Genomic DNA, 15,433 nt, shown 5'->3' on the forward strand with positions numbered 1-15,433 from the left:
TTGAAGCTGGCAGTTTCCGGTACCTACTCGTCCGGCAAGACCCTGACCGTCATGACCCTGGCGCACTACACCGGCATCCCGCGCACGCTCGCCGCCACGATCCGGGAGATCATGCCCCTCGCCGTTCCCGGGAAGACGCTCTCCCAGGTCACCCCGGCGGAATACCTGCAGCTCGCGATGCGCCGGCACGTCGGGCGCGCGGTGGCGGAGTCCCAATTCCCCGACGGGTTCCTCTCCGACGGCTCGTCGCTGCAGGAGTGGATCTACGCGGCCACCCGTCTCGCGTACGGGATGGACCCCTCCTCCACCAGCCACCTGGAGCGGATACCGAGGGAGGAACTGACCCCGGAGATGCGCTTCTTCGAAGCGGTGGTCGCCCAGTACGGACACGCGTTCAAGCAGCACGTGAAGGCGACGTTCGACTCCTTCGTCCACCTCGCCAACGAACTCCCGCTGAGCGCCGACGGTCACCGGCCGATGAACTCCGCCTTCCGGGACGAGTGCGACGCGATGCTGCTCGGCACGCTCGACGAGTTGCGTATCCCGTACCACGTGATCAGCGGTTCCTTCTCCGAACGGCTGGGCAGGATCGTCGACTTGTTCGGCTTTCCGGTGGTCATGCCGGTCGACGAGGCCATCGCTCTCGGCCGGCGGGAGTACGCACGGATCGACAAGCGGATGGAGGCCGACCGCGCCGCGGCCGCCGCCTGACCCGACCTGCCGCCCGCGGCCCACCGACCCCGCGTCCGGAACACGATCAACCCATGACAACCCGCACATGACCACCAGAAGGAGAACCGACACCATGCCTGTCGACACCGGGCTCCAGCACTCCGGCGAGTTCACCCGCGTGGACTCGGCGAAGGACTCGAACTGGTTCATCCGCTTCATGGACCTGGCCAACGCGCTGCCCGAGTACGGCGCGGTGCGGCGCACCCTGGCCGAGGGGCTGGGACCGCTCACGGGCAGGCACATCCTCGACGTCGGGTGCGGCACGGGGGACGACGCCCGCGAGCTGGCCGCGCTGGTCGGCCCCGAGGGCCGGGTGACCGGCGTCGACCTGAGCGAGGCGATGGTCGGCGAGGCGCGCGGGCGCAGCGCGGGCTCGCCGCTGCCGGCCGAGTTCGCGGTCGGGGACATCCGGCGGCTCGACTTCGCGGACGGGTCCTTCGACGGGGTGCGGGTCAAGCTCGTCCGGCAGCACTGCCCCGACCTGGACGAGGCCGACCACGAGGTGCTGCGGGTGACGCGCAGGGGCGGGCGGATCGCGGTCTTCGACTACGACTTCGACACCCTGACCGTGGACCACCCGGACCGCGAGGCGACCCGGACCGCCGTACACGCCTTCTGCGACAACCACCGGCACGGCTGGAACGCCCGCTCGCTGGAGAACCGCTTCCTCGATCTGGGTGTGACCGGGGTGACCCTGACTCCGCACACCGTGCGGATGTCGTACGCCTTCTTCCAGGCCTCGCTCGGCGAGTTCGTGAACACCACGGTCGCATCGGGCGGCCTGGCCTGGACGCCCGAGGAGTTGGCCGCCTGGTGGCAGCCGCTGGAAGAGGCCGAGAAGCGGGGCAGGTTCTTCGCCTCGATCAGCGGCTTCGCCCTCTCCGGCACCCGTTGAGGCGGCCGAGGCGCTGAATCGGGCCCGTCTCCCGCGGGCCCCGTCTCCCGCGGGCGCTGCCTCAGCGCCTCGGGCCTCAGCGCCTCGGGCCCCGGGCCTCGCCGCCCGCAGGCTCCGCCTCAGGCCCTACGGTTCCTCCGCCACCAGGATCAGCTCGCGCAGCAGCGCGCCCAGCCGCTCCCGCTTCGTGGCCGAGATCCCGTCGAAGAGCTCGGCCGTGGCCTTCGCGTGCGCCTGCACGCCCCGCTCGGCCAGTTCCCTGCCCTCGTCGGTGAGAGCGACCAGCAGAGAGCGGCGGTCGTTCGGGGCGAGCCGGCGGGTGATCAGTCCGCGGTCCTCAAGGCGCCCGAGCCGCTTGGTGAGACCGGGGCCGGAGATGAGCAGCCAGTGGCTCAGCTCGGTCGGCGTCGTCTCCCCGGCGGGTCCGCTGCGCAGCAAGGTGGCCAGCACGTCGAACTCGCCGCGGTCCATGCCGAGCGGAGCCAGGCACGCGGTGGCGAGGTCCTCCAGGACACGCGCCATCCGCGTGATGCGTTTGGAGACGGCCATCTGCTCCAACGGGAGGTCATGGGTCCGCCATGACCACTGCCCCAGCATCCTGTCGATGGAGTCCTGTCGGTCCATGAGGCAATCGTACCCGACCGCAAAGCCGGGGAATAATTTTCCAGCTAATACATATCCAGCTAAGCAAACTGCTAGGGTCGTGCCTATGACTAGCCAGGACTTGAGCCGGCCTGTGCCCCGCACCCGCGAGGCGACGTCGGAGCCCGTCGGCCGCAGCAGCCTCGCGGTTGCCTTCATCACGCTTCTCGTCATCGGCACCGACCTGTTCGTGGTCTCGCCCCTGCTGCCGGACATCGCGCACCAGTACCACGTCTCCGCGTCCGTGGCCGGGGTCACCGTCACCACGTTCTCGCTCGCGTACATGATCGGCGCTCCGATCATCGGCACCCTCGCCGACCGGGTCGGCCGCCGGACCGTCCTCATCGGCGGCCTGACCGTCTTCGGCCTCGCCAACGCCCTGACCGGCCTGTCGCCGTGGTTCGGCATGCTGCTGGCCGCCCGGGTGCTCGCGGGTCTGTCGGCCGCCGCCGTCACGCCCTCCGTGCAGACCCTGGTCGGCCTGGCCGCTCCGCCCGAACGCCGCGCCGGCTGGCTGGCCGTCGCCGCGTCGGGCTTCCTCATCTCGCTCGCCACCGGCGCCCCCACCGGCACCGCCGTCGCCTCGCTGCTGAGCTGGCGGGAGACCTTCTTCGGGATCGGCGGGGTGACGCTCGTGCTCGTCGTGGTCAACCTGTTCTCCTGGCGCAGCGTGGCGCCGGGCGGCGCTCCGGGCGCCGGCCGCGCCCCCGCGGCCGGCCCGCGCAGCAGCGCCGTCACCAAGGCCCGGGCGGTCTCCGTCACCGGGCTGTGGGCCTTCGCCGTCTACAGCCTCTACACCTACGTCGGCACCGCGCTGACCGACAACGCCCACCTGTCGACCGGCATGGTCGCCGTCGCGCTGGTCATCTACGGAGTCGGCGCCGTCGCGGGGAGCCTGAGCGGAGGCCGGCTCGCCGACCGCTACGGTGCGACGCGGGTCGTCACCGGCAGCCTGGTGGGCCTGTCGGTGCTCGAAGTGCTCCTGGTCCTGGCCTTCCACGCCCCGACCGCGGTACTGCTCCTGGTCCTCGGCCTGTTCGCGCTCAGTGCCTTCCCCTGCCTGCCCGCCTTCCAGTCCCAGCTGATGCACACCTTCGGGAGCGAGATCGGCTCGGTCATGGCGTGGAACAGCAGCTTCATGTACCTGGGCACCTCGCTCGGGTCCGCGGCGGGCGGCGTGCTGCTCTCCTCGGCCGGATTCTCCTGGATCGCCCCCGTGGCCGCCGCCGTGGGCCTGTTCGGCGCACTCGTCCACGCACGGTGGGCCCTGCCCGTCGCCCGGCCGGCCTGAATCGGCCCGCCCCGTCGAGACCGCAGGAGGCAATCACCCATGACGCCCCATCCGTTCACGGAGTCGACCGAGGTGGTTCTGGAGGTGAACGGGACGACGCACCGGCTCTCGGTGCCCGCCCGGATGACCCTGCTGGACGCTCTGCGCGACCTCCTCGGGCTCACCGGCACCAAGAAGGGCTGCGACCGCGGCGAGTGCGGTGCCTGCACCGTGCACGTCGAGGGGCAGCGGATCAACTCCTGCCTCGCCCTGGCGGCACAGCACGACGGACGGTCCGTCACCACCATCGAGGGGCTGGGCGGCCGGACCGGCGAGCACCCCGTGCAGCAGGAGTTCGTCGCACACGACGCCCTGCAGTGCGGCTTCTGTACGCCCGGCCAGATCATGTCGGCCACAGCCTGCATCCGCGAGGGCCACGCCGATTCGCCGGAGGAGATCCGGGAGTGGATGAGCGGCAACATCTGCCGCTGCGCCGCCTACCCGCAGATCGTGTCCGCGGTGGCGGCCGCACGGGCCCGGACGGAGCGCGCCGGTGCCTGAACCCGGATACCTGCGGGTGGCGGACACCGCCGCCGCGCTTGCCGCACTGACGCGATACGGCCCCTCCGCCCGGCTCATCGCCGGAGGTACCGACCTGGTCAACCTGATCAAGGAGGGGATCGAGCGGCCGGACGTCCTGGTCGACATCGGCCGGCTGCCGCTGGACACCGTCCGGGCGGACGGGGACGGCCTGTGGATCGGCGCTCTCACCACGATGAGCGCCGCGGCGGGACACCCGGAGCTGCGCTCCGGATATCCCGCCGTCGCCGAGGCGCTGGAACTGTCCGCCTCCCCGCAGATCCGCAACGCGGCGACGATCGGCGGCAACCTGCTCCAGCGCACCCGCTGCCCGTACTTCCGGGCGGAGACGAAGCTGCCGTGCAACAAGCGACAGCCGGGCTCGGGCTGCGCGGCGAGCGCCGGCCACGACCGGACCCTGGCGGTGATCGGTGGGAGCGACGCCTGCCGGGCCTGCCACCCCTCCGACCTCGCCGTGGCGCTGGTTGCCCTGGACGCGGAGCTCACCACCGAATCCCCGCGGGGCAGCCGCACCCTGCCGCTGGCGCGGCTCTACCTCCTACCGGGCGACGCCCCGGAACGGGAGACCGTACTGGAACCCGACGAGATCATCGTCGCCGTCAGGGTGCCGTCCTCCCCCGCCGCCGCGCGCTCCGGCTACCTCAAGGTGCGGGAGCGCGCCTCGTACGAGTTCGCCCTCGTCTCGGCGGCCGTCGCCGTGGAGACGGACGGGGCGCTGATCCGCGACGTCCGGATAGCCCTCGGCGGAGTCGCCCCCCGGCCCTGGCGGCTGTACGAGGTCGAACGACGCCTGGTGGGAAGGGAGTTGACCGAGCCGGTGGTGCGGGAAGCGCTGGCGTCGGCGCTGGACGAGGCCCGCCCGCTGAAGAGCAACGGTTTCAAGATCGAGCTGGCCCGGCGCTCGACCCGCCGGGCACTGCTGGAACTCCGGGACAGAGGGGTGGTCCGCACGTGAGCACCGAAGTCACCCGCACGGACGCCTTGGCGAAGGTCACCGGTCAGGCGAAGTTCGCGGCCGACCAGGCGGTCGAGCCGCTGCGGCACGCGTTCCTCGTCACCGCCACCGTGCCGAGCGGCCGGATCTCCTCGCTCGCGACGGAGGCGGCGGAGCGCTCACCGGGTGTGGTGGCCGTGCTCACGCACCTCAACGCGCCCCGGTTGTCGCCGCCCCAGGGGCTGTACATGCACCGGCTGCTCCCGTTGCAGGACGACGCGGTGCACTACGAGGGCCAGCCGGTGGCCGTGGTGGTCGCCGAGCGTCCCGAGCAGGCGAAGGCGGCAGCGGAGGAGCTGCGCGTCGGCTACGTTCGCGAGTCCGTCCCGACGGTGCTGGACGACGCTCTCGGCGAGGCATGGCGGCCCACTCCCATCCCGCGGTGGGGCCCCGCGGACACCGCCGTGGGGGATGTCGCCGCGGGCCTGGAAGCCGCCGACGTCGTCCTCGAACGCCACTACCGGACGGCCAACCGGCACCACAACGCGCTGGAGCCGGCCGCCACGACCGCCCACTGGGACGAGAAGGCCGGGCTCACCCTGTACGACGCCACGCAGGGCGTCGCCAACGTCCGCACCGTCGTGGCCAGTGCGCTCGGCCTGGCACCGGAACTGGTCCGCGTGCTCTCCCCCTGGACCGGCGGCGGCTTCGGCAGCAAGGGCCACGTCTGGCCGCACCAGATCATCGCCGCCATGGCCGCCCGGGCAGTGGGCGGAGGTGTCCGGCTGGTGCTGACCCGTGCGCAGAGTTTCACCTCACACGGCTACCAGCCCGCCACCCGCCAGACCGTCACCTTGGGGGCCACCACGGACGGACGGCTGCTGGCGATCCGCCACGCCTCGGTCAACCAGACCGCGCGCTACGCCGAGTACCCCGAACTGGCCGCCACCGGCACCCGGACCGCGTACGCCTGTCCGGCGATCGAGACCACCCACCGGGTGGCACCGGTCGCCACCATCGTGCCGACCCCGATGCGAGCCCCGCACGAGGGCCCGGGCATGTTCGCCCTGGAGACCGCCATGGACGAACTCGCGGACGAACTCGACCTGGACCCGGTCGAGTTACGGCTGAGGAACTACGCGGAGACCGATCCGACCAGCGGCCGGCCGTTCAGCTCCAAGGAGCTGCGCGCCTGCTATCTGACCGGGGCCCGGGTCTTCGGCTGGAAGGACCGTCCGCCGCGCCCGCGCGCCAGGCGGGAGGGCCACGAGTACATCGGCTGGGGCATGGCCACCGCCCTGATGAACCAGTACGCCTTCCCCGCCTCGGCCCGGGTGGGTGTGGACCGCTCCGGGGCCGTACGGGTGGAGACGGGCAGCCAGGAGATAGGGACGGGCACGTACACCGTGCTCGGCCAGATCGCCGCGGAGACCCTCGGCTGCTCCCCGGACCAGGTCACCGTGATCCTGGGTGACAGCCGCCTGCCGGCCTCGGGGATGTCCGCCGGGTCCTCCACCACGCTCAGCGTGGGATCGGCGGTGCGTGCCGCGGCGGCCGACCTCCTGGAGCGGTTGGCCGCGATCGGCGGCGACCCGGCCGACCGCTCCGGACCGCCGTCCGGCGGGTCGCCCGAGGCCCGCTGGCGGCGGATGACCCGCGGCCTGGCGGGAAGCGGTACGAAGTGGCTGTGGGGCAGGGGCGAGTGGGCTCCGGAGGACAACGGCTCGTCCCCGCACACGTTCGGCGCGGTCTTCGCCGAGGTGGCGGTCGACGCCGAACTGGGGCTGACCCGAGTGCGCCGCGTGGCCGGCGCGTACAGCGCGGGCCGGATCATCAATCCGCTGACCGCCCGCAGCCAGATCATCGGCGGGATCGTGTGGGGCATCGGCCAGGCGCTGCTGGAGCAGTCGCACACGGATGCCGGACTCGGCCGGTTCGTCTCCAAGAACCTGGCCGGCTACCTCGTGCCGGTCCAGGCCGACGTTCCTGACGTGGAGGTGGAGTTCATCGAGGAGTACGACGCCTTGAGCGGCACGATCGGGGCGCGGGGCGTCGGTGAACTCGGGGCGGTCGGCGTGTCGGCGGCGATCGCCAACGCCGTCCACCACGCGACCGGCATCCGGGTCCGGCGACTGCCGATCGCCCCCGAAGCCCTCCTGGTTCCGGACGCGTGATCGTGACGGCCTTACCGGTGCCCTTGCGGAACCGCCACCGCGTTCGGCACCCGCGGGGCAGGCAGCGTCCGGCGCTCGGACCTGGCCAGGTGGCCGCGGTGCTCCGCCCCGCGGTGGGCGGTCGGGGGTTCCGGCTTCTCCAGGGCCGAGAACGCGAAGGCCGCCGACACCAGTGCCAGGTGCCGGTGCCAGCCGCCGAACGACCGTCCGCCGAAATCGTGGACGCCGAAGTCACTTTCGAGTCGTTCGACGTCCTGGCCGTGCCGACGCAGCACGGGCAGCGCCAGACCGAGGACGCGCAGGTCCCACGGGTCGATGTTCGTCACCCAGTGGCGCGCCGGGTCGTCGCGCTGGATCGGTTGCTGGGTCACGACCCTGATCGCCGAGTGCGCGGTGCCGCGATCGGCGAGCTGGACGACCGAACTGGTCACCCTCCCCGGAGTGGCGGCGATCTGGCCTTCCTCCGGAAGCGCCGACGCGTCGACGCAGACCAGGAACTCGATGTCCCGCTTGGCCAGTTCCCGGATCAGACACTCGGCCCGCGGCCACCCGGTGCAGTCCGCGACCACCGGGCGCCGGGGCGGACCGCCTCTGCGGATCGCCGCGTCCAGCAGATCGACGCCCGCCTCCCAGCCGTGCTCCAGGCGGTACTCCTCCGGCACCCCGGCGCCTTTGCGCAGCTCGCGGTCGACCATCCAGCGCCCGCGCAGCAGTATCCGCCAGTCGACGGGGACGCTGGAGCGCTGCGAGGAGAGGAAGAGCGCGACCCCCATCTGACCGTTCATCGTCCGGCCGGACCGCCGGACGAACCAGCGGCCGGCGCCCACCGACGCGTCACCGCGCTTCCGGATGAACACGCTGTCCAGCACCCACAGTTCCGGCGGCAGCCTGCTGGAGACCACCGGGGTACAGCGCCGCGCGACCGACTCCCACGACCAGGTGCTCTGGTTGATGAACTGCCGGAGCGACTGCACGTCGGAGAGCGAGGAGTGCGGACCCGCGATGTTGCGGATCGTCTTCTTGCCGGAAGCGGAAAGGATGCCTCGAAGATAGACATTCGCCCAACGCCGCTGATCGGCTCTCGCCAGGTCCGGGAAGATCTCTCTGGAGAAGGCCGAAAGCCTCTCTCCGTTCAGGAACACCGCAGATTCCGACCCACCCGAATTCAGGCTCATTTATCGCGATCCTCTCGGCGCTCCAGGCACCCGCGCGGATACGGGCGCTCTTGTGGGAACCTCAGCTGCTCCGAAATGTTCCGACCGTCGCGGCATGAGCCGTCCGGAACGACGGATTCCGCAAATCCCACCGCCGCCGAATCAGCGCGAACCCCCGCCACGCCCAAGCGCTTCAACCGACCCACGCAGGGGTTGAGCTGGGCAGAAGAGCCTCGCCAGGAGTACGAGCCTCCATCGCCTCTCCCCCTGACTGCACTCGTGAACCAAGCGTCACCCACTTGGCAGGGCCATATCAATAGGACTTTGGTCCTATGACATCCATGGCAGATGCCTTTTCGGCCAGAACCGGCCGGCGAGAAGCCGACAAGGCCCAGCCGAGGGAGAAGAACATCGTTGACGCACGCCTGTTCGTGCTGAAAAATGTCATCCGCTCATCGCTCCACCTGTAGATGGAATCTTTATCGATGCGCACAGCGAGGGACATGAAAATATGACTCGACAGGCCACCGACGATTCAACATCTCATGCCGGCGACCCGGCGCGGAGCGCGGGCGAGGAGGAGCTCTCCCCCCGGCAGACGGAGGTGCTGCGCCTCGTCGGCGGAGGGCTGAGCAATCGGCACATCTCCAGAGAACTGAACATCTCGGAGAAAACCGTCAAGAACCATCTCACCGCGATATTCCTCAAGACGGGACTGGGCGACCGCACCCAGGCCGCCATCTACGCCCTCCGCTCCATCCCCGCCGACGAGGACACCGGGCGCGGAGCCAAGCGGGGCAACGGCTCCTCCACCGCGCCCGCCGGCCCCTGCCTGACTCCCCGGCAGACGGAGGTGCTGCACCTCGTCGGCGGAGGAATGAGCAATCGGCACATCTCCAGAGAACTGAACATCTCGGAGAAAACCGTCAAGAACCATCTCACCGCGATATTCCTCAAGACGGGGCTGGGCGACCGCACCCAGGCCGCCATCTACGCCCTCCGCTCCATGCCCCGGCGTCGACCGACGGCGCCCGGGCGCGCCGGCCAGGACGAGTTGGTCCCGCTCTGAGCGCCACCGGTCCGATCCGCACCCCGGTCCGACCCGCACCCCGAACCGGCCCGCACCCCGAACCGGCCCGCACCGACACGAAAAGGAGGGTGAGCGGCCGTGCGCGACATCGCGGAGGAACTCGCCACGTGGTACGCGAGCGGACAGGCGTTCGCGGTCGCGAGCGTGGTCGGCGTCAGCGGCAGCGCCCCGCGCGAACCGGGCGCGGCGCTGGCGGTGAACGCCGAAGGCGACGTGGTCGGCAGCGTCTCCGGCGGATGCGTGGAAGGCGCCGTGTACGAGTCGTGCCGCGAGGCGATCGCCTCGAACCGCCCCGTGCTGGAACGCTACGGCTACAGCGATGAGGACGCCTTCGCCGTGGGCCTGAGCTGCGGCGGCACCATCGAGGTCTTCGTCCAGCCGGTCCAGCCGGACCCGGTCACGCCGGACATCCGAAGCCGCGCCGCCTGCGGCCACGGTGCGGACGACCGCCATCTCCCGCCGGCCCGGCCCCCCGTCGCGAGCGGCCTCGCCGCGGCCCTGACCGCCATCATCGGCGGCGTACCGGTGGCGGTGGCCCGCGTCATCAGGGCACCTGACGGGCTGTCGGACCTCCTGGGCAGAACGGTCGTCGTCGGCGCCGGACCGGACAGCGGTGTCTCCGACGCGCTGGGCGCCGCCGTCGCCACGCAGGCCCGGGCGATGCTCGACGCCGGACGCACCGGCCGCCTGGTGAGGGGACCCGACGGGCTCCCCTGCGAGCCCCATGACGAGGCGAGCGGCATCACGTTCTTCGTGGAGTCCTACGCGCCCGCGCCACGCATGCTCGTCTTCGGGGCCATCGACTTCGCCGCCGCGGTGGCCGGGATCGGGGCGTTTCTCGGCTTTCACGTCACGGTTTGCGACGCGCGTCCGACCTTCGTCACCGCCCGGCGCTTTCCGGCGGCCGATCAGGTCGTGGCCGACTGGCCGCACCGCTACCTCGACGCGGAGTACGCCGCCGGGCGCCTGGACAGCCGCACCGTCGTCTGCGTCCTGACGCACGACACGAGGTTCGACGTCCCGCTGCTGACCAGGGCGCTGCGCCTTCCACTGGGCTACGTCGGCGCGATCGGCTCCCGCCGTACGCACCGCCACCGCCTCGACCGGTTGCGGGAAGCGGGCCTCGGCGACACCGAACTCGCCCACCTGCGCTCGCCGATCGGCCTCGACCTGGGCGCGCGCACTCCGGAGGAGACCGCCGTCGCCGTCGCCGCCGAGATCGTCGCCCACCGCCGCGGCGGCGGGTGCCTTCCGTTGAGCGCCACCGACACCCCGATCCACCACGAGCCGTCGCGGCACACGATCCCCACGCCCGAACGGGCAGCGCGACAGACCTCCAGCGCATTCGCGTGGTAATAGCCGGACAATACCGACCCGTCCGCTCACGGCCATTTGCGTCGATTCAGCACGATGACATAGCGGTGACGCCGGCGCGGGCGAAGTCGCCGACCCCGGCCGCCGACTCCGCAACCGCGAATCAAGCCGCCGGAATACGGAAGGAAAAATTCCGAATGCAATTGCATCCACGCACGGATGATCATTGGTCGATTGCACAGAAAGAAACCCATGATATTGCAAAAACCGCAGTTCAGCGCGCCAGGTGTCGTTTGACAGAGCAGCGCTCTCCAAAACGGCGAACCGCGGCAGCCTTGACAACACGGTGGTCAAGCAACAGGCTATAGAAGGCATAGCCAGCATTCGACCGGTCAAATCGCTGCGCAGATTTTCGCCACTCAATAAGACGGAAATCTGCCGCCAGGACGAAAGGTTGAGATCATGGTAGCTCCTGTTGCTGAGGGAACTCAGACAACTTCCGCAGGAATCGTCTTCGATGCGCTCATCGGGCGCCTCAGCTACGACGAGGAATTCGCAAACGCGCTCACCGCGAACCCTGGCGACATGCTCGACCTCGCCGGCCTGCACCTCGACAAGTCGAGCGTCGAACTGTTCATCAAGAGTGACCCGCAGCGCTTCGACCTCATCTGCGACCGACTCGCGGAACTGGTTCACCCCGACGTGATCGTCGCGGTGTCGGCGCCTACCTGCGACTGAGCGACCAGGGCGCCCGGCCGAATTTCTTTTGGCCGGGCGCTTTCGGCCGCTTGGCCCTTCCTTGACCAGGTGTCCGATCTGCCCGCTGCTCCAGTGACTGCTTTGAGGAGGACGTCATCGTGGCGCGCATTGCTCTAGTAAACCTTGCCAGTATGCCGATGCCCGGGAACGAGCCCATCTTCCCTATCGGCGCGCGCTGCCTGCAGTCCGCGCTCGAACTGGCCGGACACGAAACCCTCCTGGTGGACTTCGTCGAGACACCGCGGGCCTTCGACGATCTGTCCTGGGCCTCGCAGCACTGGGACGTCATCGGCTTCTCGATCCGGAACATCGACCCCATCGACCTGGCCCGCGAAGGCTTCGTCCGCTACTACCAGCAGTTCATCCAGCGGGTCCGCGAGGCGGTGGGCTCGGCGGCGCCCGTCATGGTCGCGGGCGGGCCCGGCTACAGCCTGTTCGGCAGCGCCCTGCTCAAAAGGCTCGGGCTGGATGTCGGCGTGGTGGGCCCGGGCGAGACGGCCATGCTGGACATCGCCACCGATCCGGAGAAGTACCGGGGCTCAGGACGCAACCTCACCGGCGGACGTTACGAAGGCTTCCTGACCGACCGCCTCGATCATCCGGCCGCCCTCCTCCAGGCCTACGCCGGCTCCTCCACCGCCATGATCGGGATCGAGACGAAACGCAAGACCTGCTACCAGGAATGCGTGTACTGCCCGTACGCCCACATCAGCGGTGACAATCTCGGCGACCTCAAGCCCATCTCCCTGATCGAGCACGAGATCCGCGGGATATACGAGGCGGGCGTGCGCCGGATCTTCTTCACCGACGCCATATTCAACAGCGAGATCCGATTCGCCAAGCAAGTGGTCGCCCTGCTCGCCGACCTCAAACTGCCCGGCCTCACCTGGACCGGCTACTTCGCACCGCGGCCGTTCGACGACGAATTCGCCGAGCTGGTCGCCGCCAGCAACGTCGAATCGGTCCTGATCTCCCCGGACAGCCTGGACGTCGCCATGATGGGGCGACTGGGCAAGCGTTTCGACACCCGGCACGTCACCCGGTTCATCGAGCGCTGCCGCGCACACGACCTCAAGACCCGCGTCAATCTGGTCTTCGGCGGTCCCGGCGAGACCGAGGAAACGGTCCGCGCATCGGCCGAATACGTGAACGCGCACCTGCGCACCGGGGAGCCGGTGCTGAACATCGGTTTCCGGGTCCTTCCGGCCACCGCCCTGGCCCGCCAGGTCGGAATTCCGGACGACGACCTCGTCGAACCGACTTTCTACCCGCTGGACCCCGACCTGTTCGGCTGGGTGATCAAGTACTTCGACGGCCAGTTCCTTCCCAACGAACGGCTGTTGCACATCATGGTCGGCAACATCGCCAGCAAGAAGATGACCAAGGTTCCCTATCCCGAGGAATCGGCCGAAATCGCGCCGACCGGATTCCCCTATCTGGCACTGACCCGGAGGCCCGCGGATGCTTGATACCGCGTCCGGGTCCGCGCTTCCACGGTCGCCGGAGGATGTGCAGGTCCTCGGCCCCGCCGACCTGCGGGACGTTGCCGACCTGGTGGCCGGGCACCGATTCACCGACGCGATCCTCCACGCGGAACTGTCCGACCACGACCGCTACCGGTGGATGGGACGACGCCGGCCCGACGGCAGCCTTGCCGCGGTGCATCGTTCACTGCGCTGGGGCGACTACCTGTTCCTCAAGGGCGTCTTCGTCCATCCCGAGGCACGCGGCGGCGACCACGCCCTGCGTCTTGCGTTCGCGCTGCGCCGCCTGGCACAACGAGCAGGACTGCGCGGGATCGCCGCCTGGGTCTCCGAAGGCAGCCCGGCCCAACTCGTGCTTGCCGAGCGCTTGCGACTGCGGCGGGCCGGCGACCCGCTCCACCTGTTCGCGCTGCCCTTCGCGGCCCTGCCGGAAGGCGAAAGGACCGGGGACAGCCCGCCGTCACGCTCCTTTGCGCTCGGGCGGATCGAGGACCTGCTTTCCCCCGACCGCGTCAAAGGGCCGGGGGAGGCTCTGGTGCCGGATCTGCTGCCCGTCCCGCCCTTGGCCGGCGGCCCCCCGATCGCCGGCCGGCGGGCGGTTCTCGACCGGGACCGCCTGCTCCTCGGTGCGCTTCCCTGCGCGGCGGTGAGTGACGTCGCGACTCTCCTGGCGGAACTCGCGCCGTTCGCCGCCGTATGGGAAATGCCGGAGATCGAGATTCCGGTGCCGCTTTCGGCCATCACGCTCATGTTGTGGCTGGGCGGTCGCAAAGGCCGGCGGGTGAGCGGTCGGCCGGTCCACGTCGGCCGATACGAATTCTGACCTCAGAAGGGACAAGCGATGGGAACACAGGCTCCCGAAGCCGCTCAGCGAGGCGCCCAGGACGGATCGAAAGCGGTCGCCGAACTCCTTGACGACTACCCCGCCGTACGCGACGGCCAGTGGCTGTATCTCGTCATACCGAGGTCCATGCACGCCATCCGTGTCCCGGCCGACCAGGAGGCGGCCGCGCCATGGCGTCAGGTCCTGGCCGACTACCCCTCCCTGCGGGACTCCCGGCTCTACAGGCGTCAACCCGACCCCTGGGGCGTCACCCTGGTGGTCGGCCACCGGTGCAACCTCAGCTGCGTGTACTGCTTCAGCGAAGTGGGCCACAGCACCGCGAGTCTGGAAGCGGACCGCATGCTGGCCATCGTCGACCACACCCTGGAGCGTCGACCCGGTCCGCAGAACAAGCTGTTCGGGGTCAACTTCTTCGGTGGGGAACCCACCCTGGCCATCAGCGACATCGAGAAGGTGGTCGAGCACACCGAACGGGCGTGCGCGGCCAAGAACGTCACTCCCTACTTCACGATGGTCACCAACGGCACCGCGCCCCTCCCGGTGCTCCAGTACCTGGTGGACCACCGTTTCACGCTGACCGTGTCGATGGACGCGGCGCCGGAACGCCAGGGCGAGCAGCGGATCTACGGCAAGCGCCACAACGTCGGCCAGACCATGGACACCATCAGGTTCCTCGCGGAAGCCGGTGTCCCCTACCGCGTGCGGTCCACGGTCACCGGCGAGACCGTGCACCACATGGGAGAGACGGTAGGGTTCTTCGCCGACCTCGGCGCCAACTTCGTCCACTTCGAGCCGGTCGGACCGGTCGGGACCACGACGCCGGGACGGCTGTCCCGCTACTCCGAACCCTCGGCCGAGGACTACGCGGAGAACCTGCTGCGCGCCATGGACGTCGCTCGGGGCATCGACGCCAGCGTCTTCAGTTACGCCTTCCAGCACCTGCTGTCCAGCCCGCCGCGCTCCTACTGCGGACCGATGAGCAGCGGGGACTCCTACCACGTGCTCAACGCCACCGGCGAGCTGATCATGTGCCCCGAGATGCAGGACCCCGCCCGCAACAAGCAGTACGGCCACAACGTCGGGCAGGCCACCGACCGCAACGTGGTCTTCGTGGACCTGCTGCGCAAGGACCAGATCGGGCAGGCGGCGCTGCCGTCCCAGCATCAGTCCTGCCAGACCTGCTACGCGCGCGACATCTGCGACAGCGGGTGCCCGTCACGCAACATCCAGGCCACCGGCAGCCTCACCAAGCTGGACCGGTACTCCTGCGCCGTCGCCAAGCGGGTGTGCGCGGACGTCCTGCGCCGCCTGGCGGTCGAGACCTTCCGTTCCGTGGAACCGACCGCGGAGCCGCTGGTGAAACCCATCGCGCTGCCCCGGGAGCTCTGCTCCGTGCCGCTGGTGGGCAGCGCGATCGGCATCCTGCAACGGGCCAGGGTCGTGTTCGCCCTGACCGGAGAGCGCCTCGACCCGGCCGTCGACACCGAGATCGCCCGGCTCACCCGGCTCGGAGCCACCCTGTGAGTTCCATGCGGTCGTGG

The 15,433-nt window shown here is 70.0% G+C and carries 15 protein-coding genes; 13 read left to right on the forward strand and 2 right to left on the reverse strand.

The genetic code is table 11. From position 1 onward, the window contains the following. Nucleotides 1-711 (forward strand): AAA family ATPase, encoded by a 711-nt coding sequence (locus ACIPAE_RS36065; RefSeq protein ID WP_402451156.1) that lies wholly within the window; start codon nt 1-3, stop codon nt 709-711. 94 nt (nt 712-805) lie between these two features. After that, complete coding sequence (locus ACIPAE_RS36070; protein WP_366411674.1) at nt 806-1,627, forward strand: methyltransferase domain-containing protein; 822 nt, start codon at nt 806-808, stop codon at nt 1,625-1,627. A gap of 126 nt (nt 1,628-1,753) precedes the next feature. On the opposite strand, the gene ACIPAE_RS36075 is transcribed toward ACIPAE_RS36070, so the two are convergent. After that, on the reverse strand, nt 1,754-2,251 hold the full coding sequence (locus ACIPAE_RS36075) for a MarR family transcriptional regulator (protein ID WP_329364589.1): 498 nt from the start codon (nt 2,249-2,251) through the stop codon (nt 1,754-1,756). An 85-nt stretch (nt 2,252-2,336) separates the two neighbouring features. Here ACIPAE_RS36075 and ACIPAE_RS36080 point away from each other — a divergent pair, with 85 nt between their 5' ends. From ACIPAE_RS36080 to ACIPAE_RS36095, 4 genes are read left to right on the forward strand one after another with little or no spacing between them, the layout of a single operon-like run. Then, nucleotides 2,337-3,560: an MFS transporter gene (locus ACIPAE_RS36080; RefSeq protein WP_329364591.1), complete on the forward strand. Its 1,224-nt coding sequence runs from the start codon at nt 2,337-2,339 to the stop codon at nt 3,558-3,560. A gap of 39 nt (nt 3,561-3,599) precedes the next feature. Beyond that, nucleotides 3,600-4,100, forward strand: a complete 501-nt coding sequence (locus ACIPAE_RS36085) for a (2Fe-2S)-binding protein (RefSeq protein WP_329364593.1) — start codon at nt 3,600-3,602, stop codon at nt 4,098-4,100. Further along, entirely contained in the window at nt 4,093-5,094 is a 1,002-nt protein-coding gene (locus tag ACIPAE_RS36090) for an FAD binding domain-containing protein (protein ID WP_402451162.1), read from the forward strand. Before ACIPAE_RS36085 ends, ACIPAE_RS36090 begins: the two co-directional genes overlap by 8 nt. Continuing rightward, entirely contained in the window at nt 5,091-7,247 is a 2,157-nt protein-coding gene (locus ACIPAE_RS36095; RefSeq protein ID WP_402451164.1) for a xanthine dehydrogenase family protein molybdopterin-binding subunit, read from the forward strand. The genes ACIPAE_RS36090 and ACIPAE_RS36095 overlap by 4 nt, the downstream gene beginning before the upstream one ends. 11 nt (nt 7,248-7,258) lie before the next feature. Here the strand turns inward: ACIPAE_RS36095 and ACIPAE_RS36100 are convergent, their stop codons facing one another. Continuing rightward, on the reverse strand, nt 7,259-8,389 hold the full coding sequence (locus tag ACIPAE_RS36100; protein ID WP_402451166.1) for a transposase: 1,131 nt from the start codon (nt 8,387-8,389) through the stop codon (nt 7,259-7,261). Between the two features lie 344 nt (nt 8,390-8,733). On the opposite strand from ACIPAE_RS36100, the gene ACIPAE_RS36105 reads away from it, so the two are divergent. From ACIPAE_RS36105 to ACIPAE_RS36135, 7 genes are all read left to right on the forward strand, one after another. Next, entirely contained in the window at nt 8,734-8,871 is a 138-nt protein-coding gene (locus tag ACIPAE_RS36105; RefSeq protein WP_366411679.1) for a hypothetical protein, read from the forward strand. 41 nt (nt 8,872-8,912) lie between these two features. After that, nucleotides 8,913-9,470, forward strand: coding sequence for a response regulator transcription factor (locus ACIPAE_RS36110; protein WP_402451169.1), 558 nt, complete (start codon nt 8,913-8,915; stop codon nt 9,468-9,470). A gap of 99 nt (nt 9,471-9,569) precedes the next feature. Then, nucleotides 9,570-10,847 (forward strand): XdhC family protein, encoded by a 1,278-nt coding sequence (locus ACIPAE_RS36115; protein WP_402451171.1) that lies wholly within the window; start codon nt 9,570-9,572, stop codon nt 10,845-10,847. Nucleotides 10,848-11,267: 420 nt separating this feature from the next. Continuing rightward, nucleotides 11,268-11,543, forward strand: a complete 276-nt coding sequence (locus ACIPAE_RS36120; protein ID WP_328469445.1) for a hypothetical protein — start codon at nt 11,268-11,270, stop codon at nt 11,541-11,543. A gap of 119 nt (nt 11,544-11,662) precedes the next feature. Beyond that, nucleotides 11,663-13,033, forward strand: a complete 1,371-nt coding sequence (locus ACIPAE_RS36125) for a radical SAM protein (protein ID WP_366411682.1) — start codon at nt 11,663-11,665, stop codon at nt 13,031-13,033. Continuing rightward, nucleotides 13,026-13,871 (forward strand): hypothetical protein, encoded by an 846-nt coding sequence (locus ACIPAE_RS36130; RefSeq protein WP_402451174.1) that lies wholly within the window; start codon nt 13,026-13,028, stop codon nt 13,869-13,871. Before ACIPAE_RS36125 ends, ACIPAE_RS36130 begins: the two co-directional genes overlap by 8 nt. An 18-nt stretch (nt 13,872-13,889) precedes the next feature. Next, nucleotides 13,890-15,416, forward strand: coding sequence for a radical SAM protein (locus ACIPAE_RS36135; protein ID WP_402451175.1), 1,527 nt, complete (start codon nt 13,890-13,892; stop codon nt 15,414-15,416). Nucleotides 15,417-15,433 lie beyond the last annotated feature (17 nt).

The sequence above is a fragment of the Streptomyces sp. NPDC087270 genome (assembly GCF_044744625.1).
Lineage (GTDB): Bacteria > Actinomycetota > Actinomycetes > Streptomycetales > Streptomycetaceae > Actinacidiphila.

Coding starts and splice junctions, on each gene's coding strand:
- ACIPAE_RS36070 (WP_366411674.1), top strand. CDS start 806: ATGCCTGTCGACACCGGGCTCCAGCACTCCGGCGAGTTCACCCGCGTG.
- ACIPAE_RS36075 (WP_329364589.1), bottom strand. CDS start 2,251: ATGGACCGACAGGACTCCATCGACAGGATGCTGGGGCAGTGGTCATGG.
- ACIPAE_RS36080 (WP_329364591.1), top strand. CDS start 2,337: ATGACTAGCCAGGACTTGAGCCGGCCTGTGCCCCGCACCCGCGAGGCG.
- ACIPAE_RS36085 (WP_329364593.1), top strand. CDS start 3,600: ATGACGCCCCATCCGTTCACGGAGTCGACCGAGGTGGTTCTGGAGGTG.
- ACIPAE_RS36105 (WP_366411679.1), top strand. CDS start 8,734: ATGACATCCATGGCAGATGCCTTTTCGGCCAGAACCGGCCGGCGAGAA.
- ACIPAE_RS36110 (WP_402451169.1), top strand. CDS start 8,913: ATGACTCGACAGGCCACCGACGATTCAACATCTCATGCCGGCGACCCG.
- ACIPAE_RS36120 (WP_328469445.1), top strand. CDS start 11,268: ATGGTAGCTCCTGTTGCTGAGGGAACTCAGACAACTTCCGCAGGAATC.
- ACIPAE_RS36130 (WP_402451174.1), top strand. CDS start 13,026: ATGCTTGATACCGCGTCCGGGTCCGCGCTTCCACGGTCGCCGGAGGAT.
- ACIPAE_RS36135 (WP_402451175.1), top strand. CDS start 13,890: ATGGGAACACAGGCTCCCGAAGCCGCTCAGCGAGGCGCCCAGGACGGA.